Here is a 24,139-nt window from a genome sequence, read left to right on the forward strand (position 1 = left end):
GATCGAAACTTAACTGGCGAGGCGGTGGGCCGCCATCGCCGAACTCTTGATCGTCTCTGCTGCGTTCCTTCCAAGTATCTCCATGGCCCGCAGCTTTGCGTTCTCCACCTCTTGCGGACGGCACTTGAGAAGGATCGCCGCATCCTGAATGGTGAACTGATTCAATACGGTGAGAACGAATACGAATCTTGCAAACGTGTCCAGTCGTAGCACCAGGTCAAACTCTGGGCTCGCGCCAGCGTATGCGGCGTTTCGCGTATCCATCTTGCCCGCGCTTGGACCGATCATCTCGATTGCATTCTCAATCACCGCAATTCGCGCCCACGAACGCGCCCAATCGCGGAACACCGTCGTTGATTTCCGGCACTTCTCCAGCGCGGCGAGGAAGCACTTCTGAGCTTTAGCTTCGTCGCCAGTTAGCACCATCGCCAATTGGAATAAGGAATCCATATCGCGGTTGAAAATCGTGCAAAACTCATCCGCTGAGGTATAAAACGCCGCCCGACCGGCACGAACTGCGGTCGCGCTAAGAGCCATCGTCTCTGCGCTAGTCATGCTTTGTGCTCCTCTCCGTTGAGCAGTAGCGGGCTAATTGCTTCACCAGGTGCTTGATCATGATTCCGCGGCAGCAACTGAACTGTGCGCCCTCTGTCTTCATATGACGGAGCAACAGTTCGCCCTTTACACTTATGTCCGTCACGTCTTTCAGTTCGATCAGCACTTTTGTCTTTTCATTAAGCTGGCGTATTTCTCGCCAGGTACGTTCCAGTTCCGCGAGCCACGGATCCGTAAGCTTGCCTTCTAGAACCAGAGTCCTTTGGCCCGCGCGCATGAATGAAGTGATCTTCAGCATTGCCATTCGGAAGAATGCACGAGTGCTGCCATTCCTTCTTCTAGACAAGTGATCAGCTAAACGATGTGGTGAGAGTAACTTGCGAGTGTTAGAGCGGGATCACACTTAGCGAAAGTGTCGAAAGTAGTGTCGAACGGTGTCGAAAGTGTCGACAGGTGTCGAAGCTACGACACCTGTTGACTCGGAGCAGTGATACCCAGTTTTTTCATTCGCGAGATGAAAGTGGTCCGTTTTAAGCCAAGACGTGCAGCGGCGCCCTTCGTTCCACCGACCTGCCAATCGGCTTCGTTAAGAACGCGGAGCATTTCCTGCCTTTCATCGGACGGAACCGAAGCAGCAGGCCCGGTTCGTCCCACTCCATTGCGGAGTTCCTTCAATGGGAAATTCAATGCCGACCCACGGGATAGGATCACCGCGCGTTCGACGAAATTCTCCAGTTCGCGAATGTTCCCTGGCCAGTGCCATGCCATCAGTTCCTTCATCGCTGAGGCAGGAATGGCATCGATCTGTTTCTCCATCCGGCGTGCGTATTTCTGGGCGAAATACCTTACCAGCAGAGGAATATCGTCCGGTCGCTCCCGAAGCGGAGGAATGCGGATCGGAAACACATTCAACCGGTAATAGAGATCGCTGCGGAACTCCCGGTTTTCGATCATCTTTTCCAGGTCGCGATTCGTTGCCGCCACCAGGCGCACATCCACTTTCTTCGTGACTGTGCTTCCGAGGCGCTCAAACTCGCGTTCCTGCAATGCGCGCAACAACTTCGGCTGGATCTCGAGAGGAATATCGCCAATCTCATCCAAAAACAGCGTACCCTTATCCGCCAGTTCCAGTCGCCCAAGTTTCTGCGTAACGGCGCCCGTGAAGGCTCCCCTCTCGTGGCCGAAGATTTCGCTCTCCAGCAATCCGGTCGGGATCGCCGCACAGTTCATCTTCACAAAAGTTCTCTCACTGCGACGGCTCCGTTCGTGTATCGCGCGTGCGATCAATTCTTTTCCTGTGCCGGTCTCTCCGAGCAGCAGGACTGTGGAATCGCTGCCTGCAACGGTATCCACCAGATGCAGCACATTTCTGAGCACGGAACTCTGGCCGACGATACCTTCGAAGTCGATCTCCCCGCGGATTTCATCTTCAAGGTAGAGTTTCTCTTGTGCGAGTTTCTCCTTCAACTCGGCAATCTGCCCGTACGCCAGCGCGTTCTCGACGGCGATTGCAATCTGGCCCGCAATCTGCCGCAGGAAACTGATTTCCTCCGCCCCAAAACCTTCTTCCGTGAACCGCGACAGCGCCAACACCCCCAGTGCCCTTCCGCGACTGATAAGCGGCACAAAACAGCAGGAGTTCAGTCCTTCTCGCAACGCCGGATGTGGGTCACACCCTGGCTCCAAGTTCACATCCGACTTCTTTTTTGTCTGGGGCTGCCCTGTTCGAAAGGCCACCCCAAGCGGCGAATGGTCGATATCGATCGGGGTCTCCGAGGTGAGGAACCCCTTCCCGTCAGGAAAGTCCAGCGCATAAAAATGAAGCTGTGTCCCGTCCGCGTTGGGAAGCGCGACTCCAGTAGCATCGCACTTCATTACATTACGGACACTAACGGAAACCTCACGCAGCAGATCGCGCAAATCGAGGCTCGTGACAAGCCTGTTCGTCAGGTCCAACGTGAGTTGCAGGAGATCTTTCTTGCGCTGCAATGCAGCCTGTGCCTTGGCAGACTCTTCTGCGCTCAACGCACTGTCGACCGCCAGCGCAAGGTGGTCGGACACCAGCGTCAAAAATCGAACCTCGTCCTCAGAGTAGGCGTTGGGAACCGACACACCAATGGCTAATGTTCCCAGGCGGCGCTGCATGGTGCTGAGCGGCAGTGCGACCGACGACCGAATTCCGTAATACTCCAGCATTTCCCGCAGCCGTGGATAACGGGTTTCCTCCTGCCAGTCGGCGATGATCACCGGCTGCTGGCTCTCATACGCGAGTCCGGTGGGCGATTCGTCCGGAGGAAATTGCGGAGTCGGAACCTCTCCGGGATCATCGAAGGCTTGAAAAACACGCCATTTCACATGGCCGGTCGCCTCGTCGATTACGGTGATCAGGACATAGTCGAATCGGACGAATCTTTGCAACTCGCGGGCAAACCGTTCCATGACCGCGCGCGAGTCCCGGCGGCACACAGCGACTGCAGCCGACGCGCGCAGGAGTGCCTCGTAACGGCGGATAGACGTATCGTAAGGAACTGGGATTGCAACCGAACCAGAGACCATGATCCCCAACCTGCGAACTTAGGCTTGTAGTGTGGGATTTCGCTCGGTTGTATTTGGATTCAAAAAAGCAGCGCCTTAATATCTCTAAGTTGTGGATTTTTCGGTCAGCACGCCAAATCCAGCAATCCGCGACAGGCGAATCATCGCAGGCAACGACGCTGAATCGACAGCACTTAGGGTCAGGCGCCGGCTCGCATCTTAGCCGAGAGTTCCTGGCTCCACGACATGCGCCGAAGTGGTGGTGCACCCGCGGCCTCCCATGCCAGCCTCGCGCAGCCGAGCAAGTTCACCACATCGCCCAGCTTGCTGACGGCAACTTTTACCTGCTTCACGGCCAGGGGTTGCCCACTGGCGAGCATCGTCTGTTTCAAGGACTCTATATAGAGGTCAGCAGCCGCGGCCATACCTCCGCCGATAACGATGATCTCGGGATCGAAAAGACTGACAAGGTTCGCGAGACCTCGTCCGAGGAGCTCACCTACATTGTGGAATATCTGAATTGCGACTTGGTCGCCACGCCTGGCAGCTGCCGCGACATCGTAAGCGGTGATTCGAGCAGAATCGAGGCTTGCCAACTCCGTCTGCGCACCAGCTTCGATCTGCTGCCGTGCTGAGCGCGCGATGCCTGGCCCGGCCGTGAGCGATTCCAACTGGCCCACGCGTTTGGAATTCGCGTTGTCGCATTCAGATACGACCAACCAGCCTGCGCAACCAGACAATTCATGAGCGCCGCGGATGATCCGGCCGCCACTCAGAATTCCCGCTCCGATGCCCGTTCCAATAATGACTACAATCGCGTCCGACTTTCCTTGTGCCGCCCCTCGCCAACACTCTCCCAGTACTGCCGCGTTACGGTCACTTTCCACGATGACCGGGATTCCCAGCGACCGCTTTAGGCGGGCCGCCAATGGCATCCGCTCCCAGCCGGGCAAGTTAGGTGCCCACACGGTTCCCGAGGGGCGAGCCAATCCCGGCACCGCGACGGCGGCCGCCGAGTAAGCCTCCTTGGGACTCTTTAACCCTGCAAGATCTTTCGCCAGTTGACGAATCTGGAGGACCGGTCCGGAAGGGGAACTCAAATCCACCGGGACGGTTTCTCGCGCAACGATTCGACCTTTCTGGTCCACGACTGCTGCCGAGCACTTCGTGCCGCCGAGGTCGGCGGCGAATGCGTAGTAGGGCACCTTCGATCCTTTTACTCTCTTCAGCTCTTCAGCGGCAGCGCCTTTAGCGCGCCACCTTTACAGCATTGCTGCGAATCATACCAGCCGAACATCCATGTGTTAATAAACCAGCCGCTACATCGCCGCTTTCTGGGCATTGCGCACGCGGGCTGTTCTCTCCTGCACCATCAGTACGGCTGCCAATATAGAGATTCCAATTGCTCCGGCAAGCGGAACCACCATTCCGATCCGGATGCCGAACTGCTGCGAAACCTGTCCTACTCCCCAGGGAAATGCCATTCCACCAATCAGCGCTATCGCAAATAGTAGACCGAACACGGTTCCCGTATTGGAATACCGGTCGCCGGCAATGGCGAGCGCCGTGGGAAAGATCGGGGCGTAAGACACCCCAATGATCACAACGCCAAGCACCAGCAGAGGCAAAGACTGCGCTGATAGCAGGATGGCGCATCCTAGAAGCGACAGCACAGCGCTGCCCAGAACCACCCTCGCTTTCGGCACGTTCGCCAGCACGGTCGCGGCGATGATGCGGCTAAACATCAATGCGGCCCAGTACCCGGCCAGAACGAGCGTGGCGATGCGTGGCTCAAATCCATTCGCATTTGCATATGTGGATGTCCACCCGCCAATACACGCCTCGTTGCCGGATTCAAAGAACAACAGAAATGCAAGCAACAACACGCCCGGATACCGTGCCACGCTCAACGTCGCTCGCAGCGAAAAGCCTTGTGGGCTGAGCGCCGGCGGAAACTTCATCACGGCATAAGCGACAGCGCATGCCCCGGATATTGCCGCACAGAAAAACAGCAACTGCGGGATCGTGAAATGTCCCTGGATACTTGCGGCCAGCAGCGGGATGCACAAAGCACCCACTCCGAAGAAGATTCCGAGCAGGTTCAACATCGGCCCCCGCTTGTCTCCGTAGAGATCGGACACAAGCACGTTGGTCGAGGTATTCAAACCACCCCCGCCGAAACCAAGCACCACCGCGGCAACCGAAGCGGTGGACAGCGAACTCGACATCGCGAACAGCACCATCGCCGCCGCCACCAGCAACGACGAACCGAGCAGGGTCAACTTGTTCCCGAGATGATCGATCATGGGTCCCGCAATCATGGACGCCAGAAAGATACCCAGGTACAGGAACAGGAACATGTTTCCCTGCTCGGCCAGGTCAATGTGCAGACGCTCGCGCATCTCGGGCATGCCGAAAAGCGTGCCGAGAATCGCAAGCACGATGCCGAACACCAACATACCGGCGCATGCGCTAATGAACAAAGCCCGCTGTCGCACCGAATCTCCCAAGGCTTACCTCTTCAGTGAGCGCTCGTATTCTTCGTAAACGCGATTAGTATTGTCCGCGGGAATGCCCGGGACGTTCGGCGATACGAACACCGGGGGATTGATTCCCTTCTCCGACAAGCACTCCGCTACTCCCGCCATGATCGCCATAGCAATCGTCACCGTGGCCACGGTCGATCCCGCGGCAACCGGAGCTTTCCAATTCTTGATCTTCACCAGCGCGTCTTCGGGCGGCATACAGTTGTCGATTACGTAATCGGCAACATCGGCCAGTTTCTTACCGCTCGAGTGCGTCGCTTCGCGAACCTTGTAGTTCTGCATTGACGTGACCGCAACCGTGGTCAAGCCGCGCTTTTTCGCCTCAAGCAGTACCTCGATGCCGGCGGCATTCAGTCCACCGTGAGAAAACACCATCATTACGTCGCCGCTTCGGATTGGCTCATTCTCGAACAGCACCTGGGCGTAGCCTTCGCGCCGCTCTAGCCATAGCAATCCTTTGGCCCCTCCAGACCCGATCACGTTCGTCCACATCAACCGCATGTCCATCAGCGGTCGAAACCCAGGATAGGCACCATACCGGGGAAACATGTCCTGGACTGGCAACACGGAATGGCCACTGCCGAATAAATGTACAAGTCCTTTTTTAGCAATGCAGTCGGCCATCACGGCCGAGACCTTCTGGATATTCTCTGTCTGGGTGCTCCAGATCTGGTTCAGAACTTCCGTTATACGATCACGATATTGGGTAACGCTCACCTTCTCCTCCAGCCAATTAGTAACAGGCGTTCTGTTGTAACGCTGTGATTAAAAGTCGATTCTATAAATACGTACGCTCTCGCCCGGAACTTCCGCTTTCAATTGCAGGTTCGTTCCAGACGCGTTGACCTTCTCTCCACTTACGATTTCCCTGACCGCGGTAGCCGGCTTTTCCAATGTCCGCTCAAAGGTTACCTGGGCTGGCGTATTGGCATGGTTAAAGAGAAACACCAGCCTGCCCTTGTCCGCTGTCATTTGCCGCAACTCCAGAAGGGCTGGCGCCTGCAACTTCGGCGAACTGAGACCGGCCCACTGCGCCAACAGTCCACCTAGCGGATTCATTGCCACAGGCATCTGCTGGTTCTGTTGTCCCGGGAAGCTGCCGAAAACGATTGTGCTTCCCTTTTTGTATTTGTTCTCGTAGCCAACCGGAGTTCCGTCTTGGGAAAATGCGATCGCCTTCGCCGAAGGGTTCAGAACCTCGAACGTCTCCAGGAAGCTCATGCCCGGAATCGTGGCGTCTCCCCAGCGAATCGTAAACTCCTTCCCTGGGATCAACGTCTTCTCCCTCACGCCCAGCATCTCGTGCCATCCGAAACCCGGAATAATAGGTTCCGCATGTCCGCGTTCGTCCACCCAGCCGGGGCGAGCTTCCACGAACATATGGCCTCCATTGGCGACGTAACTCTGCAGAGCAGAAGCCTCTTCCTTCGTCAGCATCAGAGGATACGGCACAATGACGAGCTTGTAACGCCCGAGTTTTTCTGCCGAAAGCTCACGGGAACTTAATACGTCGAGCGGCACATTGCGTTCAAAGAACATCCGGTGATATCCGGCCACCGCCTGGTGAGTGGCGTTGCGGCTTCCATAAGCCTGGTATCCACCCAGCAGCGGAGCCAACGGGCTGAACACAACGGCCGCTTCCGCTGGCTCCGTGCGTGCTTGCAGTAGCAAATCGGAATTCGCGTCAATCACCTTCGCGTAGGCGCCAGCCCGGCGACTGCGCTCAGTGAGGGTGCCATCGAGGTTGACCATCCCGTAACCGCCGGACTCATACCCGGCATTCATCGGATAGAACGCGTAGTGGTTGATGGCCCGCGCTCCGCGGGAAACCATACCCCACGCCCACATCTCCATGTCGCTCGGGGTTACCTCGGAGCCGATGACCGTGCCATGCACGCCATAGCCACTCTGCAACTCCCCGACATAGAAACCGCGCCCGTCGGTGATCGCGTTCGTCAGGTCCATGGAAAGCACCCGCCGGTTTAGGTCCCAGTTGCGGTCCACGGACGTCAGCTTCGGATACAGGCTGGTCCCGAAGTAATCGACGGAATCCTTCATCAGGAAGTCGTCCGAAGGATCGTAAGCATCAGCCAGTGTACGAGCTAAGGGGGAGGGATTCGGCGCATGACTAGTCGTAACGTGACCCGGATCGACGGCCTTCACGGCTTCGTTGCGCATCTTCAGATCCTCGGCCAGTTTGTAGCCGTAGTAGATGCGCCAATCCATGAAATCTGTATAAGAAAGGATGGTCCCGAACCGCGGCGGTTCGACTTCACTCCAATCGGCAAAGGTGCGATGCCACGCCTCGTTTAACGCATCGATGTTGCCGTACTTGCCCTTCAGCCATTCGCGGAAACGCTCCATGCTGCTCGGGCAATAGCAGAACATCGGCTCGGACTTGTAACCGATGCGAGCCCAATTCATCGCCGCCGGCTCGCTCCATAAATCGTAACCAAAGAACGCCGGACTCTTCTCGGCGTGGCGTGCCACTTCAGAATAAAAGCCTAAAATTGCTTTTCGTACACCGCGATGATCAATGCAATAGCCCGGTGCTGCCTGGGACTTAATCGGCTGCCCGTCCTGGGCTGCATAGTGGCCGTCAGGATATTTCTTCCCGACCCACTGCGGCGCAGAGTCAACGTATACCTGCACTATCACTTTCAGCCCGACCTCTTGCGCCAGTTTTAGCAGCAGGTCGAGGTTCTCCAGGTGGTACTCGCCGTCGCGCGGCTCGCCCACGTTCCATTCCACCCAGGTGCGGACCGTATTGAACCCGAGGCCCTTGATCTTAAGCAGATCCTCTTTCCAGACTCGCGGCGAATCAGCCGTGATTCTGTCTAGCATCGGTGCGCGGGCTTTGCCGCCGCTATACCAGACCGAAACGGGAAAGAAAGTAGGCTTCGAGTGATCGACGCTCGCGCTTGTCACTGACGCCGGCTTTGGCGTCGCCACCTTCTTCTGTCCCGACTGCGCAAACCCCAGAACCGAACACACGAGCAGCACTGCTGCGATTTTGACGGCCTTCATAACTCTCCTGGAAAAGACGGCTTGTTACAGGTGCCGTTGGTTGGCGACACCTGTAACAAGCTGGTCGGCTAAAAGAACAGCTTCACAGAGTACTGCAACTTGCGAGGTTCACGAGCCGCGTTGTAGGCACCAGTGACGTAATTGCCGCCAGTGTCTTTCACGAGGATCGGATTGTTCGTCGCATCAAACGCTACTGAGCTGTTGAACGACTTGTATTGCGTGTGATTGAAGACATTGAACGCTTCCGCCTTGAACTGCAGGTAACGGCGTTCGTTGCCCAACGGTACGCGCTTGCTCAGCGTCATGTCCCAGTTATTGATTCCAGGTCCGCGCAGAACTCCTGGCCGAATAGTGCCGAAACTCACGTTGCCGTAAGTTCCCTTCGGCGTTGCCCGGAACGCTGCCGGATTGAACTGCATGCCGGCGGGAATGTTCGCGAACGGATCGCCGATGATGTCACCGCGCGCACCGTCAGTGGAGCCGGTAACGTCACGACCGTCGTTCCAGTAGACCGACGGCGTAACCGGCGACCCGCTGATGAAGCTCGTGATTCCGCTCACCGACCAATCGTCCGTGAAATAGCCCAGGACAGAGTTGCCCGTGGCCTTGCCGAGTTTCGGCAGTTCGTACCAGTAGTTGAATACCAGCGAGTGCGTGCGATCGTAACCAGTCGGTCCGTAATTGTAATCACGAGGATTCAGGTACGAACTTACCGCTTCACCATCGCCGCTGGCGACACCAAGGGTTCTCGACCACGTATACGCCGCACCGATCTGGAAGCCGTTCCGGAACCTGCGATCGGCTTTCACCTGGAGAGCGTTATAGTTGGCCGTTCCGTCGTAGAGCTGCGCCGTCACATCCGTATAGCCCGGATAGGTGCGGAAGAAGTCGTCCGGCAATACGCCGCCGGTCGTCGGGTCCGCATTAGCCGGATTGAAACGGGCACCCACCGGTATCGGGTTGATGTCCTTGTTAATCCAGATGTGCCGGGAAATGTTTCCAACGTACGAAACATCCACCACGACGTTCTGGGGGAGTTCCTGTTGGATACCGAAGCTGTAGCTGGTCGTCGTTGGGGTCTTTAGTCGGCCGTAAAACGCCCACGCGCCGGAGGTCCAGAAACCGCCGTTCGGGAAGCGATAACCCGTGGCTCCCGACAACTGATCCAGGGTCGTGTAGTACGCAGTCGACGTATATCCGATCGGCGCACTGCCCGTCGCATAGACTGGAGGCAGAATCGATCCGCGGTCTTTGAAGATACCTCCTCCAAAGTGCAGGGCCGTTTTGCCGTTGCCGAACACGTCGTAAGCCAGTCCAATTCGAGGCCCGACATCAATTGCCGAGTACTCAGCAAGGCCCTCGGGGCAACCGTTCTGTCCCGCTGCACACGAGCCGTTGTTGAAGTCACCGCTGTTCGGAACCATCGCCCCGATGGCGACACGAGGAACATAGGTGTTCGTTACAGCGTCGTAACCTACGCGATTTCCGCCCTGCATCACGGGTTGATACAAGCGCGGTGCTTTCGTCCGATCGTATAAAGCAGGGTTGAAGGTCGACATCTTATTGCTGTAATCGACCACTGGCCCCATGTGGTAGAAGCGGAGTCCGGCATCGAGCGTCAGCCGTGAGGTCAACTTCCAGTTGTCCTGCACGTACCATTCAAGATTGTTAAACCACCAGTCGCCACTGCCGCCCTGCGTGCTCTGCTGGAATGAGTTAACGATACCCAGCATGGCATTCGCAAAGCCGTCGTTGGCGCTGATCGGATTCAATGCCGAATGGCCGAATGACAGCGTCCCACGATAAGTGCTCCACAAAGGAGACACCTTCCCGTCACGCTCGAAGTAGAAGCCGAACTTAAGGTTGTGTTTGCCCCGCACCATGCTGAGGTTGTCAACGATGGTGTAAATGTCGTTCCAGTTGTCGTACGGGAACGACCCAATCACGCTGATATTTGCCGGCGTGTAGTGACGGGATCCAAACGCAATGTTCGGCAGGTAATCCGCATTACCGTACCAGTCGGGTATTCCGAGCTGTGAACGCTGCCATTTGCTTGCATCGCTCGGGAATGCCGTCAGGTGGTTGTAGCTCTTGCCGAATGCGAAGTCGTTCACCAGGGTGGGTGAAAATACCTTGGTTACGTGCAGGTTGTAGCCGTGTCCCGGCTGATTGAACGAAATGTCCGACAGCACCCAGTTCATACTGGTCACCCAGTTGCCCCAGGGCTGATTCTGTTCGTCCATGTCGTTGTTGAACCGGAAATACGCGCTCAAAGTTGGAGTGATGTTGGCGTCGATGCGGAACATGTCCGAACGACGGTTGTAGTTTCCGCTGTACTGGGAAATGTAGTTCCCCAGATAAGCGCCTTGCGGGTTCGTGTAATTCGGCTCGGGGAAGAACTTGAGGATGTCCTGCCCCATCTGGCTGATCCGGTCCGTCGGAATGATATTTCCGGGAAACTGCGCGTGCGTCAGCGGATCGATGACCGTGATCAACGCACCCGAACTGTCACGACTCTGCGAAAAGTCACCATTCCTCTCCGCCAACGTCGGAACCGTCACCACCTTCGTGGACGCAGGCTGCTTCCAATGGCTCCATTCTTCCGACACGAAGAAGAACAACTTGTCTTTTTTGCTATTGAATTTGTCTGGGATAAAGATTGGGCCGCCTAAGCTGAAGCCCTTGATACCGGCTCTCTCGACGCTCTTTGGAATTGGGTATTTGTAGTGGTGTGCATCCCAACTCGTGGCGTTCAGGCTTTCGTTACGTCCATAGTAGTAGCCGGTGCCGTGGAAATTCTGGGTGCCGCTCTTGGTAATGACTGTGATTGCGCCGCCGGCGCTGCGTCCGTACTCGGCTTGGTAGTTCGAAGTAAGAACGCGGATTTCCTGGATCGAGTCTGGGGTAGTGGTGTAATGGGTCGTCTGGTTGGAACCGGTATCCAGGTTGGTGATGCCGTCGACCGTGAAATTCTTTTGACTATCGCGGCCGCCATTAATCACGGTGCCGCCGACTTGTGTAGGCGCCGAGATAACGCGCTGTGCCGTCCCGTTGTCGACAACACCGGGAATGACCGAAAGAACCGTGAATACGTCACGGCCCTTGACTGCAAGATTTTCCAGCTGGTTGGCGGAAATCGTGCCCGATTTCTCCGCGCTCGCCAATTGGATCTGGGCCGCTTCATCGGTGACGGTCACGGTTTCCGAACCGGCTCCGATGGTTAGTTTGATGTCGCCGACAGTGCGAATCTGGCTCGCTGAAATATTGAGCGCCATCTCAGCAGGCTTGAAACCCTTCGCTTCGATCCGCAAGGTGTAATCGCCAGCCAGCACATTCAGGAAAGTGAATAAGCCGTTGGCATCCGATTGAACCTCAAGTGAACTCCCTGTCGCCCGGTTCGCAAGCTGGCAGGTTGCGCCTGGAATCAGCGCTCCGTTGGGATCAACGACAGTACCCTTCACCGAACTCGTCACGTTCTGGGAGAACATGCAGGTAGTGAGCAGGGCGATGAGGGCAACGATGGACAGTATCTTCTTCACGCCACCTCCTAGCGATGCAGTGAAGCACGGCAGAGTCCGCGGGGTATCGGCCGTGCCATGGCAAGTGCACCGCACTGGGACAATCGATGCAGCCGTTAACCATCCATCACAGTGTGTGATTATCTGCTAAGGTGGTTATCTAACCGCGGCAGGAAGTTATCACCATCCCGAACCGAAGTCCAGCATCTTTTTAAGTTCTTGTGGAAAAAATCTGGGCTGCCCTACGAGGCCTCGCCTCCTACCCGTGCCACGCCTCGATGCACTTCAGCAGGAGTCGATCAAAGTCCGCCTTTTCAGCGTCGCTGAGATGGTCGGTAAATTTTCCCAGCGCCTTACCGGTGGCTCGTTCCATCTGCCGAAGCAATTTCTTGCCTTCCGGCGTTATCCGCACCAGGTATTCTCTTCGGTTCAGGGGGTTCTGCTCCCGTCGTGCCATGGACCTCTGTTCGAGCGCGTCGATCAGCCCGATCACTGCGTTGGGATGAGTCCGGGTAGCCTCGGCGATCATATTCTGGTTAAGCGTCTGGTCCTCGGCCAGGGCAAGAATGGCAGCATGCCTGCTATGAAAGCCTGTCGGTAACAGTTCACGGTCCACCAGTTCGATGGCTCGCTCTCCCGCAACCCGGAGAAGGAACGCGACATTGGAACGCAGTGGCTTTGGCACCTGATAGTTCATGGCTTCACCTCACTTTGAAGTGACATCTTCAACTTACCACGAGCAACAAGCAGCCCGGGACCCAACAGGATCGAATCTCCCCGCGCGGCCCGCAAAACGGATACCGCAGCCCCTTGAACTTTTTTAACAATCGCTGAAACGATCTGCCACCCTGCTTCACTACTCTGTTGAGCACGCCCAACGACATATGCCGATGTGCCATGGCTTGCTCGACGGAGAATCGAATGCAGTTTTTGGTTGCATCAGGCCAGTGTATGCAGTTTCTGGATTTGGAAGCCAAGGTGACCGTGCCGGTGGCGGCTGCGGAGCTTGAGCCGAATCACAGGTATGCCGTGCTCTTGTTTTTGCAGAATAATGAGTGCGTCGCTTACGAGAACGTGAGGGTCTGCATTTCGCACGATCCTTTTGAGATGAGTGCCCGCGGCTTGTCGTCCTTGATCATCCAGCCGCCTCCAGTCGATGTTCCCGCGCGCGTGCAGGACGCACAGGGCGTGGTAATGGTTCGCTTCTGGTTTATTACGCCGTCATCAGGAGGCGGTCGTCTAACTGCCAGTGTTTTGCCGAACGGACCAGCCATTGTGCAGCCGGTAACCATCAACGCATCCGCGACCTCCCGCTACATTCCCGACGCTTCCTCTCAAGCCACCGCTTAGGTTGGATTTTTCGTGGCAGCCGGAATGCTCGGATTGGCGGAATGCGGCCTTCCGTTGAACCCGGTTGCCACATACAACTGAAACGGCGCCCAATAAAAAGGACGCCGAAACACGTTGTTCGATTTCATCATCTCAAGCTTTGCTGTTCTCAATGCAGTAGCCGGATCTTCACCCCGGCTCAGGCCGTTGTACATGGTATCCATCAACTGAGGCGTGGAAGCGTCGTTCGCCTCCCAAAGGGCTGCGATTACGTTGCGTGCTCCAGCGCGAAGAAACGCCCACGACAAGCCTACCAATCCCTCGCCGCTGTAGGCCCGGTTGCCCGAGCCGTAGCACGCGGAGATTGTCACTAGGTCGGCTGTCAATGGCTTCTGGACGATCTCACGGGCGTACAGCTTGTAAGCATCGCCACGGCGAGAAAGGACAACAGCAGAATCCAGCGGACTCAGGCGGCTCGCCGTCGCGTGAGCCACAAAGTGTATGTACGAGTATCTCTCAGGGCTGCTGGCGAGATATGCATCGGGCGTGGCGTTGGCGCCCTCAATCACTAGTTTTCGGTTATGATCAAAGTGCGTAACTACATCGCGCATTTCCTCGTCTGCCTGCTCAAGGGCCGGAAATTCACTACTGGGCGACACAGGATTGCCGATCAGCAGCAGGCTAGGGTTTCTGCCATCTGGCACTGCCAGCGCTGGACCGAGCAGAAGCAAGGAGTTGGCGTTGCGAATCGTGACGTCTTCTATCCAGTAGTGCAGTTTGGGTGTGGTCGCCAAAAGCGTTTCAAAATTCAGTTCGTGCAATGAGCCTTCGGCAATCACCACCACACGTGAGCCTGCCGCGATCAGTTTCTCCGCCGGCCCAACCAACAATTTGTATAATTCTTGGCCACTAGGGTTAGCAGTTTCCAAGGGATCGCGTGGCCCGGTCAGCGCTTTCCGATAATTCCGCACCAGCGCATTGATCTCGGAATCGGCCGGTAACGAGAAAAGCTCAATCTTCGCCGCGGTGATCGCCCATAAATAGGAACGTTCGGGCTTCAACCAGTACGCAAGAATGACTGCTCCCTGACGTCGAGCGATGTCGCTTGGCTCCAATCTCCCAGTCGAGGGCGACTTGATTCCTAAGCCTTCCGCAAGTGTCTGCGCGCGGCTGTGTTCCGCAACGGCAAGTGCGTCTTCGATCCTTCCTCGTGAGATCAGGAAATCAATGTAGTTGTCGTAAAACTCCGTGGCAGTATTCAGAAACGAAAGACGATATTCCTCCTTCGAGAGCGAGGATCGGGCTTCATCGATTCCCGCCAGCGCTTTCCGGAATTGACCTTCCGCTTGCATCGGCAAACCGGCTTCGGCGAGACCTTTTGCTAGAGCTGCCTGAGCTTCCCAACGCAAAGACAAGTTTTCCGCCGAGTCGTTGATCACCCGCTGAAAGTGTTGTTCGGCATCGCGGAGATCGCCTTGCCCCGCTGCGATTTCTGCCCGGTAGAAGACCGAGTACAGCGCATACGTTCGATCATCGGCGATTCGATTTAGCTGCTCAGCCTGCGCGTTGTATTCGGCCGCTTGCTTGAAGTTTTTCGTCGTGATGGCAACGCGCGTCATCTCGTTCAATGTGATTGCTTCCAGAGCCTTGTTCTGAAGCTTCCTTGCGATGTCCAGTGCTTCTCGGAGCTTTTCTTCGGCCGCCTCATACTGCCGGTTCATCGAGTAGACGGTCCCCAGATTGGCCAGCCAAACCTGCTGGTCTTTGAAAGATCCCAATTCAGCTGATAACCGTTCTGCCTTTTGAAGCAGATCCTGGGCTCGCTCCAGATCGCCCAGCATTAGGTAGCACCATCCAAGATTCCCCATGACCTTGGCGATCGACGCGCGGTTACCTAGCGCTTCCGAAACTCGCAGCGATTCAGCGTAGCGGTCAATGGCTTCGTCGTAACGTTGCGTGCGTGTGCTGACGATCCCAAGATTGCCGAGCGCGCTTGCCTGAAGTAACAACCGATTCTGCGAGCGACCAATCGAAAGCGCCTTTTGGAAGGATTGCTCCGCTAACGGATAATTGCTTCTCACGACAGCCGTCACACCTTGCGCCAGGAATACATCTCCCATCAAAACTGGCTGGTGTTCGGAAGCAAGAACTGCTGCTTCGGCAAGAAGCCTGTCGGCCTCTTCGAAGTGCTGTAGAAAGCATTCCGCCAGGCCGAGTACGAGTTTCCTTCGTGTGAGAGTTTCGAAAGACAGGCTGGCCGGCGGCTCCTCATTGATTAGCGGTAAGGCGTCCTTACTTATCCCGCGCCATACCAGCGCTTCCGCGCTGAGTACGCGGAAGCGCCATGACCACTCAACTGACTTGGAACCGTATTGTTTGTATCCTTGATTGGCGAGTTCTTCCGCGACCGTCAGTTCGCCGCGCTCGAGAGCTGAGCGCCCCTGTTGATACAAGGAATCAGCGGAAACTTTCTTCTGTTGTCTGGCCAGAAACACGCCCAACAGGATCAGAAGAGCCAGGCTGCTTATGGCCAGGTAGATCCATTTGCGCCGCCGCTTGCCACTGTTAAATCCCCCTCCACCGGGGATCCGAGCTTGAATCGCATCATCGTCAAAGTGCGGGCGTCCTTCTCCATCAAGAGTTCCCCGAGAAATAGAACTCCGAAGTCCGGGATTACCAGGACATGGCGGTAAGTCTGAAAACTGCTCTTTCCCGAGGCGCCTTTGACCACCGAACACGGAACGATTCCCTTCGCTTCCGGCAACGACTTCTGCTTCTCAGTAAACGCGTATTGTTCCTTTAAGCAGGCAGGAACTTCGTCCGGTTGGAGGTCGCCCCATAAGAAGCGCCGCCGTATGTCTTTCTTGAACGTAGGGTTCCGGTCGAATTCATTCTTGAACGCGTTGTAAGTGTTCAGATTATTGAACAGCGCATCGTCGAAGTCTACCGTGACCGGTTGCCCCTGTACCTGCAGATTGGTGATCGTGCTGCCGGAAACGCTGATTCGCGGTTCGTTCTCGCCCGGATAATGCTCCGATAGAAGGTCTGCGACTACGCTATCTGCGGTGACAATCCCGAGCACATTCAGCCCCGTAACGCTGGCGGCTACCCGCGTACGATAGACACCGTCGTTGTCCAGAGTCCCTGTGATTTCTGTGAGAGCACTCTCGATCGTCACCACTTCCGGGAGCCCTGCACATTCGGGATCTTTAAGGTCTGGAACGGCATGCTTCCCCGAGCTTGCCGAGGCTTTGCCGCCTGTTATCGGAAGAGAAGTTGCTGCTCTTGAATCGATGAGTTGCTGAAAGGGTCGAGTTACAACTCCCCCCAACCCGACACCCAAGCCATGAAAGTAAAAAGTTTTCGCCATTGTCGCCTGCCAATCAGTTTGATTTACAAACTACTGAACAGACCTATTGGAATCGAATCGTAAGTGGGTATCGTGCAATTTCGGTCGCCGCAGGATTTTGTCCCGCGTGACCCTCCACCACCAGCGTGGCGTTTCCAGGTTCGATTGCGCCGGCAGGTATCAGGATCTGGACGGTGTCCTTAGCTTGCTCGGCGGAAACCTGCACCCGGACTGGACGTTGCCCCGATTCCGTCTGAAGGTCCACCGTATAGTACGCAAACGATTCCTTGGCGGGAATATCTATATAGAGCCCGAATGGGCGATCTTTCGGCGCGAGAATCTCAGCCGCTCCGCCGCTGCGTGAGCCGGCTGTTACCAGTGAAAAAGAAGCTAACGTCTGTGGCTGCGAGGTCGATCGCTTGAGTGAGGGAATCGTCACCAGATTCTGATACGAGAGCACTCCGGCAAGCACCACAACCGCGGCCGCAAAACCCCACGCCGGTCTCAACCAGGCAAGCCAGCCACGAGTGCCAGTCGTCGGCACCAATACCGTCTGCATGGGAGCCGCTTCGTGCGTAAGCACATGGCGCGCATTATCCAGAAGCACAGCGCCATTCCGGATGTCGCTTGCGCATTCCATGCAGCCGAAAAAGTGCTCCTCGAACTGATCTCTCTGTTCAGCGCTCAATTCGCCAAGCAGGTATCGTTCGGCAGCTTGCATCTGGATGGCTTCAGAATGGTCCATTTTCACTGCTTTCCTGTGGCGCTTTTTCGCCAAGTCGCCAAAAAACGGTGCCCCCGGATCGCTACTCCCCCATTTCGCAACCCGGGAAGCACCAAGTGCGCGTCTGGTAGATAGTGTCGGAATCCGGCTGACCGTTTCATAATGTTTTTACTCTCCGGCCCTGGGCGGCAATCGTCTTCTCATAACAGGACTTAAAGTTCTGCTTGGCACGGTGCACCAGTACCCGAAGGTAATCCCGGTCGATCCCCAGGCTCTGGCATATCTGGTCCTTATTTCCTTCGTCCAGCAGCACGGCTCGTATTAGGTCCTGATCCTTGCGCGAAAGCCTCTCCAGAACCTGGCGCACACTTGACTGCGCCTGTTCGGATATCAATTGACCATCAAGGTCGATCGTCTTATCGGGAATTTCCTGAGTGTCTTCATCGGCCTGCTCGTGCCGGTTGCTCGATCGATAGTGCTCTAAAAGAATGTTGTTGCAGACCGAATTCACGAACGCACCTAGCCGCTCTGGCTGCTGTACACCACCGTCTTTTCGGATTGCTGTCAGCACTCGCAGGAACGTTTCCTGCCGAATGTCTTCGATAGCATCCGCCGCGAGATAACGGGCGCGCAGTTTGATCAGGACTAGATCGCTGAAATAGGACACGAAATGGCCTTCAGTAGCGGGGTCTCCCGCCCGCAAGCGCTCTAGATAAGGCCGATCGAACGAAAAGAGTTCCACATGTCCTCGGGATCAAACGACTGAGTATAAATTTGCGCTGCCACGTAGGCAAAGGTAGAGAATGCTTTTTGCCACGTGTGCCCACGCAAATCGGCCGACATGCCGAATGCAATGGCACTTAGGAGACTGATTTAACGGAATTCTGATGGTGGCCAGGGACGGAATCGAACCGCCGACACGCGGATTTTCAGTCCGCTGCTCTACCAGCTGAGCTACCTGGCCACGCTTGTTTGCGCTAGGAAGTCGCGCAGGACTGCAAGGCCGTCCGTTACGCCATCGGCTGCGAATGCCTTGGCTGGGATGTGTCTGCTAACGGACTCAGCAATTGTAACAACTCACCCCGATTTACTCCAAATCCCGCTTGTGGAATGCTATACCTTCAGTCGCAACTCGCCATTCATCATCACACCCGAGCACGTCTCCGATGCAAACCAATACGGAATCTCCCGATAATCCTTCACCCCAAAGATCGCCAGGTCCGCATCTTTCCCCGGCTCAACGCTTCCCTTCCGATCCGCCATCCGCAGTGACCACGCGCCATTAATCGTCGCCGCCGCAATACCTTCCGCCGGCGTCATCTTCATATGCGTGCACGCCAGCGACAACACAAACGGCATACTCACTGTCGGTGACGTTCCCGGATTAAAATCCGTCGCCAGAGCGACCGCCGCTCCAGCATCAATCAACTTCCTCGCCGGCGGATACTGCTTTAGCCCCAGGAAGAAGTTCGCTCCTGGCACCAATGTTGCCACCGTATCCGATTTCGCCAGCGTCGCGATGTCCGCGTCGTCCATGAAGTCCAAGTGATCGAACGAGGCCGGCTTGTACTCATACAGCGAATCCAGTTTCGCCGGACTCAACTGCCACACGTGCGCCCGCGTTTCCAATCCGTTCGACACCGCCGCCGCCAGAATCCTCTCCGACTGCTCCAGCGAAAATGCACCCCGCTCGCAGAACACATCCACGAACTTCGCGAGCTTCTTCTTCGCGACTTGCGGAATCAACTCCTCGCACACGACTCGCACATACTCATCCGGATCGCCTTTGTACTCCGGCGGAACCACGTGCGCACCCAGCAGCGTCGGCACCAATGTCCCCGGCCACTTCTTAGCCGAATCCCGAATCGCCTCCAGCGACTTGATCTCCGACTCCGCACTCAACCCGTACCCCGACTTCGCCTCCACCGTCGTCGTTCCTTCCGCCGACATCTGGTTCAGCGCCGCCACAACCTTCTCCGCCAACTCCTTCCGCTTCGCCTCGCGCACGCCCGCGATACTCGACCGGATCCCTCCGCCCGCCTCGGCGATCTCCTCGTACGTCGCGCCTTCAATTCGCTTCTCGAAATCCACCAGCCTCGGCTGCATGAACGCCGGATGCGTATGCGAATCCACGAACCCCGGCAGCACCACGCCACCACGACAGTCAACTTCGATGACACTTCCGTTCTTCAGCCACGCATCCCGATTCGCTTCCTTCCGCGTGCCGACCGAAACAATCCGCCCACCCGCGCAAAGCACCGCGGCATCTTCAATCAGGCCAACTTGGCGCAGATCCCCACCCCGACGCGGCCCATCCGCACCACGCATCGTGAGCAATTGATTGATGTTCGTAAGTAAGAGCGATTCCATCTAGAACGGCGCCTCATCGGCAGACGGCCCATAGATCGCCGGAACCGGCACATCATTCAGCCGCAGATACACTCCCAATTGCGCCCGATGATGAATGTTGTGGTTCATCACCCACGTCCGCAGTACCGCCACCTTCGGCAGCGTCATCAGCTTCTGCCCGCGCTTCAGCAACGACCAGTTCTCCATCATCTGCGCATCCGACGTCGCGGCAATCTTCTCTCGCGCCGCCTTCACGTTTTCGTCGAAAGCCTTCAGCACTTCGGCCCGATTCGCCGGAACCCGCGTTCGCGGCGGTTCTCCACCCGCAGGCTCCAGGTCGAGCGAATCGCTCTCCAGCGTGCTCTTCACCCACGATGGAATATTCGCCAGATGCCCGGCCAGCCATCCCATCGTCGGAGACTTCTCATGCGGCTTCCATCCAAACTTTTCATCCAGCACGCGCTCCAGCGCCTTCCGTGTGTTCGCCATCTCGTGATCGAATTCCGGCAACATCGATTGCGCAATCATCATCGTTAGCCCTTCATCGGGATCTTGATCCCCTTCTCACCCGCGAACTCCTTCGCCTCGTCGTATCCCGAATCCACGTGACGCGCCACGCCGATCCCCGGATCATTCGTCAGCACCCGTTCGATCCGTTTCGCCATCGCGTCCGTTCCGTCGGCAACGGTGACTTGCCCCGCGTGCTGCGAATAGCCAATCCCAACTCCGCCGCCGTTATGAATCGACACCCACGAAGCACCCGACGCCGTATTCAGCAGCGCATTCAGCAACGGCCAGTCCGCCACCGCGTCCGACCCATCCTTCATGCTCTCCGTCTCGCGATACGGCGACGCCACCGATCCGCAATCCAGATGATCGCGTCCAATCACGATCGGTGCCTTGATCTTCCCTTTCTTCACTAGATCGTTAATCGCTAGCCCGAACTGCGCTCGCTCGCCATATCCCAGCCAGCAGATACGCGCCGGAAGGCCCTGGAACTTGATCCGCTTCCGCGCCAGATCGATCCACCGGCTCAGAATGCGGTTCTCCGGAAACATCTCCAGCACCAGGTCATCGGTTACGGCAATATCCGAAGGCTCGCCCGACAGTGCCGCCCACCGGAACGGCCCGCGTCCTTCGCAGAACAGCGGCCTGATGTACGCAGGCACAAACCCCGGAAAGTCATACGCGTTCGCCACTCCGCGCTGATGCGCAAATGTTCGGATGTTATTCCCATAGTCGAACGTCACCGCGCCCATCTTCTGTAGCTTCAGCATGCCTTCCACATGCCGCGCCATCGCATCCAGCGACTTGTCCAGGTACGCCTTCGGATTGCTCTTCCGCAGCTCCAACGCCGCCTCAAGGCTCATTCCGTTGGGAACATATCCATTCAGCGGATCATGCGCCGACGTCTGGTCCGTCAACAAATCCGGAATCACGCCTCTCTCGGCCAGTTCCGGAATCACGTCCGCGCAATTCCCCACCAGCCCCACCGACACCGCTTCCTTCTTCCGCACCGCGTTCTTCAGGATTCGCAACGCCTCATCCAGCGTGTTCACCATGAAGTCGCAATAGCCAGTCTTCAGACGCTTCTTGATCCGCTCTGGATCGACATCAATCCCCAGGAACGCTGCGCCGTTCATCGTCGCCGCTAGTGGCTGAGCTCCACCCATGCCGCCCATGCCGCCGCTCACCACCAACTTCCCTTCCAGCGATCCGCCCAGGTGCTTCTCGGCCGCGGCCGCAAACGTCTCGAACGTGCCCTGCACAATTCCCTGCGACCCAATGTAGATCCACGAGCCCGCCGTCATCTGCCCGTACATCATTAGTCCGGCGCGCTCCAGTTCGTTGAACTTCTCCCAGTTCGACCAATGACCCACCAGGTTCGAGTTCGCGATCAGCACTCGCGGCGCGTACTCATGCGTCTTGAAAATCCCCACGGGCTTGCCCGACTGCACCAGCAAGGTCTCGTGGTTGTCCAGCGACTTCAACGAGCGCACAATCGCCTCGTAGCATTCCCAACTCCGCGCGGCCCGTCCCGTTCCGCCATAAACCACCAGGTCTTGCGGACGCTCCCCAACCTCTTCATCAAGGTTGTTCATCAGCATGCGCATCGCGGCTTCCTGGTTCCATCCTTTACAGGAAAGCGCCGTTCCGCGCGGGGCTTTGATCTTCGTGTAGGTATGAGGGCTCACTTCGGTTTCAACTGGCATAAGCAGTCATGGTAGTAGCCCCGAATCCCGCAAGCAAGAACCGTGTGGACACAGGCGCCCTCGCCTGTGTGCTCGGTGCGAAGCACCGAGTTTATTAACTATCCAATAGGACTAAACTATCCCCATGAAAGCCGCACTCCTCCTCCTGCTCCTCACTCTCTCCGCCGCCGCCCAGACTCCGCCGAAACCATCCCCCTGCCCCGATCGTCCCGAACTCCAAGGCGAACTCACCGACACCCGTGCTCTCATCGCGCGCATGCAGAACCGCATCATTACCATGCGCAACTCCGCCGGAACCATTCGTGACTTCGAGGTCCGCAACGCCCTTCAGGTCAACGCCGACGCCTGGCAGGATCTCCACGACAACCTCAAGCTCCGCCTCGACCGCCTCCAAACCATCCTCGACCGCTGCGACGCCCGCGAAAAAATCGAGTCCGCCAAACCCAAACCGTAGCGCCGGCGTCTAGGCCGACTGTTTTCATCCCCAAGAGAGGGCATTAATCTCGCCGGCAGGCGAGGTGTCACAAGTGGGAGCCCAAGGCGTAAGCCTTGGGTTAGCGCCCGCTAGAGTCTTGCCCCTGGCGGTGCGCAGCACCGCTATCCTGTCTTCCCATTATGGAATTCAGGAATTCCTCTGACTGTCAGTTTTAAGCCAACCGGCGAGAACCAAACATGTGCGAAAGTCCCAGCCGGATCCACGGGCTCAGGAAGATTGCCAGGTAGATCAAACTGATCCACGGCTGGTATTCGACGTAGAATTCGTGCGGAGTCAGCGACCACTGGTTCTTGATCACGACAAAACCGACGAAATCAACCAGCATGGCAGACACCAGCCAGAGCATGGCGAGCTGAAGAGTCTGCTTGCGTTCCTGCTGCGCGTTTAACGGACGACGCTTGCGGAAATACAGCCAGGCAAATACCGGCCATACGAGAAACATAATCAGCACGTGATAAGGAACCGTGGCCACGAAGGCAGGCGCCCGCAAAATACTCTCACCCGGCTGCGGACCGGGGGAGTGATTGATGGCCGCGTAGGTCTGGGACACAGTAGCTGCCATAATCGTCACGAGCACATAAGCAACCAGAAAGTAGATGAGGGCAGGAATAATAGCGAGGCGATTCCCCAATTGGCGCTTTGCGTCAGCCACGTAATGTTCTCCTGCCAGAGACTTACGTGTGAACGGGCGTTAATGTTCCCTACAGGCCAACAAAATTGACGAAACGTTAATGCCCGGCTGGTGGCCGGGCTGAGGTTCATGTAATGGGGGCGAGTGGGCCCCGGTGAAACCATGACGTTAAACTCGGCGGGTGCCTCATCCTTTAGCCCCGAAGCGGCGTAAGGCTGGGGTCGGGCGGATTTCACTCCACCAACGCGGCGGGCGGCCGGACCCCGCGTTAGGACTGATTTGGCTGCCCGGTCCTTTCGGCGTTCTGTGCCGAAAGGGCCGGACTACCACCAGCGTGAGTCCGACTACTTTCCTATTCAAGTCTCTGTGCCTCTGTGTCTCTGTGGTGGATTCTGTCTTTCCCATTTCGGCACAATCCGCTCCGTCCTATGTCAAGGGGGTCACCGAGCCCTTTTCCCCGCAAAGTCCTGATAACGCTCGCAAAATAAATTCCCAAACCTTGGCATGATGCCCCCACCCCAATTGCTATCCTGAAAATGTAGGCGGTGAAGACGAATTTTCCGTCTCACCACCGTTTGTTTTTGTTTTGTCATTCTGAGGCGCAGCCGAAGAACCTCTGTACTTGGGTTTGTCATTCTGGCCCTGACGCCGAAACGAAGTGAAGCGGAGGTGGAAGAATCTCTATAAGTCACGCAAAGTCTTCAGGAAGAAAGCTTTTGCCAACGACCAACGACTAACAACTAACGACTTGTTTATTTAACTCCTTTGTTTTCATATACAAGCTGTATCCTCTTGATTTCAAAGGAATTACAGGCCCTTTGTTTTCATATATGTAGAATTTCACGCTCTCGTAACTGCTTTGTTTTC

At 56.6% G+C, this 24,139-nt stretch carries 19 protein-coding genes and 1 tRNA gene; 2 read left to right on the forward strand and 18 right to left on the reverse strand.

The window, feature by feature from the left end; all coding sequences use genetic code 11:
• Positions 1-9: 9 nt before the first annotated feature.
• The 9 genes from VN577_11020 to VN577_11060 all read right to left on the reverse strand — a co-directional run bounded on the left by VN577_11020 (position 10) and on the right by VN577_11060 (position 12,878).
• Positions 10-555 carry a hypothetical protein gene (locus tag VN577_11020; protein ID HWR15355.1) on the reverse strand — a complete coding sequence of 182 codons (546 nt, stop codon included), beginning with the start codon at positions 553-555 and terminating at the stop codon, positions 10-12.
• Positions 548-853 carry a hypothetical protein gene (locus VN577_11025; protein ID HWR15356.1) on the reverse strand — a complete coding sequence of 102 codons (306 nt, stop codon included), beginning with the start codon at positions 851-853 and terminating at the stop codon, positions 548-550. Before VN577_11025 ends, VN577_11020 begins: the two co-directional genes overlap by 8 nt.
• A 164-nt stretch (positions 854-1,017) precedes the next feature.
• Complete coding sequence (locus tag VN577_11030; protein HWR15357.1) at positions 1,018-3,111, reverse strand: sigma 54-interacting transcriptional regulator; 2,094 nt, start codon at positions 3,109-3,111, stop codon at positions 1,018-1,020.
• Between the two features lie 179 nt (positions 3,112-3,290).
• On the reverse strand, positions 3,291-4,295 hold the full coding sequence (locus VN577_11035; protein HWR15358.1) for an ROK family protein: 1,005 nt from the start codon (positions 4,293-4,295) through the stop codon (positions 3,291-3,293).
• A 114-nt stretch (positions 4,296-4,409) separates the two neighbouring features.
• Positions 4,410-5,588: an MFS transporter gene (locus VN577_11040; protein ID HWR15359.1), complete on the reverse strand. Its 1,179-nt coding sequence runs from the start codon at positions 5,586-5,588 to the stop codon at positions 4,410-4,412.
• A 15-nt stretch (positions 5,589-5,603) separates the two neighbouring features.
• Positions 5,604-6,353 carry an SIS domain-containing protein gene (locus VN577_11045; GenBank protein HWR15360.1) on the reverse strand — a complete coding sequence of 250 codons (750 nt, stop codon included), beginning with the start codon at positions 6,351-6,353 and terminating at the stop codon, positions 5,604-5,606.
• A gap of 48 nt (positions 6,354-6,401) precedes the next feature.
• Positions 6,402-8,663: a beta-galactosidase gene (locus tag VN577_11050; GenBank protein HWR15361.1), complete on the reverse strand. Its 2,262-nt coding sequence runs from the start codon at positions 8,661-8,663 to the stop codon at positions 6,402-6,404.
• A gap of 68 nt (positions 8,664-8,731) precedes the next feature.
• The gene (locus VN577_11055; protein HWR15362.1) at positions 8,732-12,202 is read right to left on the reverse strand and encodes a carboxypeptidase regulatory-like domain-containing protein; all 3,471 of its coding nucleotides are present in this window, start codon (positions 12,200-12,202) and stop codon (positions 8,732-8,734) included.
• 238 nt (positions 12,203-12,440) lie between these two features.
• Positions 12,441-12,878 (reverse strand): hypothetical protein, encoded by a 438-nt coding sequence (locus VN577_11060; protein HWR15363.1) that lies wholly within the window; start codon positions 12,876-12,878, stop codon positions 12,441-12,443.
• A 224-nt stretch (positions 12,879-13,102) separates the two neighbouring features.
• On the opposite strand from VN577_11060, the gene VN577_11065 reads away from it, so the two are divergent.
• Positions 13,103-13,531, forward strand: a complete 429-nt coding sequence (locus VN577_11065) for a hypothetical protein (GenBank protein ID HWR15364.1) — start codon at positions 13,103-13,105, stop codon at positions 13,529-13,531.
• Here VN577_11065 and VN577_11070 read toward each other — a convergent pair.
• From VN577_11070 to hutU, 8 genes are all read right to left on the reverse strand, one after another.
• Positions 13,528-16,005 (reverse strand): CHAT domain-containing protein, encoded by a 2,478-nt coding sequence (locus VN577_11070; GenBank protein HWR15365.1) that lies wholly within the window; start codon positions 16,003-16,005, stop codon positions 13,528-13,530. The two genes, VN577_11065 and VN577_11070, sit on opposite strands and share 4 nt — an antisense overlap.
• A gap of 29 nt (positions 16,006-16,034) precedes the next feature.
• The gene (locus VN577_11075; GenBank protein ID HWR15366.1) at positions 16,035-16,880 is read right to left on the reverse strand and encodes a choice-of-anchor P family protein; all 846 of its coding nucleotides are present in this window, start codon (positions 16,878-16,880) and stop codon (positions 16,035-16,037) included.
• 43 nt (positions 16,881-16,923) lie between these two features.
• A complete protein-coding gene (locus VN577_11080) occupies positions 16,924-17,604 on the reverse strand; it encodes a zf-HC2 domain-containing protein (GenBank protein ID HWR15367.1) in 681 nt (226 codons plus the stop codon).
• A 136-nt stretch (positions 17,605-17,740) separates the two neighbouring features.
• A complete protein-coding gene (locus tag VN577_11085) occupies positions 17,741-18,325 on the reverse strand; it encodes a sigma-70 family RNA polymerase sigma factor (protein ID HWR15368.1) in 585 nt (194 codons plus the stop codon).
• Positions 18,326-18,471: 146 nt separating this feature from the next.
• Positions 18,472-18,547 (reverse strand) — tRNA-Phe (locus tag VN577_11090).
• A gap of 149 nt (positions 18,548-18,696) precedes the next feature.
• Positions 18,697-19,953 carry an imidazolonepropionase gene (hutI, locus tag VN577_11095; protein HWR15369.1) on the reverse strand — a complete coding sequence of 419 codons (1,257 nt, stop codon included), beginning with the start codon at positions 19,951-19,953 and terminating at the stop codon, positions 18,697-18,699.
• Positions 19,954-20,463 carry a DinB family protein gene (locus VN577_11100; protein HWR15370.1) on the reverse strand — a complete coding sequence of 170 codons (510 nt, stop codon included), beginning with the start codon at positions 20,461-20,463 and terminating at the stop codon, positions 19,954-19,956.
• 2 nt (positions 20,464-20,465) lie between these two features.
• A complete protein-coding gene (hutU, locus tag VN577_11105; GenBank protein ID HWR15371.1) occupies positions 20,466-22,145 on the reverse strand; it encodes a urocanate hydratase in 1,680 nt (559 codons plus the stop codon).
• Positions 22,146-22,269: 124 nt separating this feature from the next.
• Here hutU and VN577_11110 point away from each other — a divergent pair, with 124 nt between their 5' ends.
• Positions 22,270-22,599 (forward strand): hypothetical protein, encoded by a 330-nt coding sequence (locus VN577_11110; protein ID HWR15372.1) that lies wholly within the window; start codon positions 22,270-22,272, stop codon positions 22,597-22,599.
• A 193-nt stretch (positions 22,600-22,792) separates the two neighbouring features.
• Here VN577_11110 and VN577_11115 read toward each other — a convergent pair whose 3' ends face one another.
• Positions 22,793-23,293: a hypothetical protein gene (locus tag VN577_11115; protein HWR15373.1), complete on the reverse strand. Its 501-nt coding sequence runs from the start codon at positions 23,291-23,293 to the stop codon at positions 22,793-22,795.
• Between the last annotated feature and the right edge of the window lie 846 nt (positions 23,294-24,139).

It is taken from the genome of Terriglobales bacterium (assembly GCA_035561515.1).
In the GTDB taxonomy this organism is placed as follows: Bacteria; Acidobacteriota; Terriglobia; order Terriglobales; family Acidobacteriaceae; genus DATMXP01.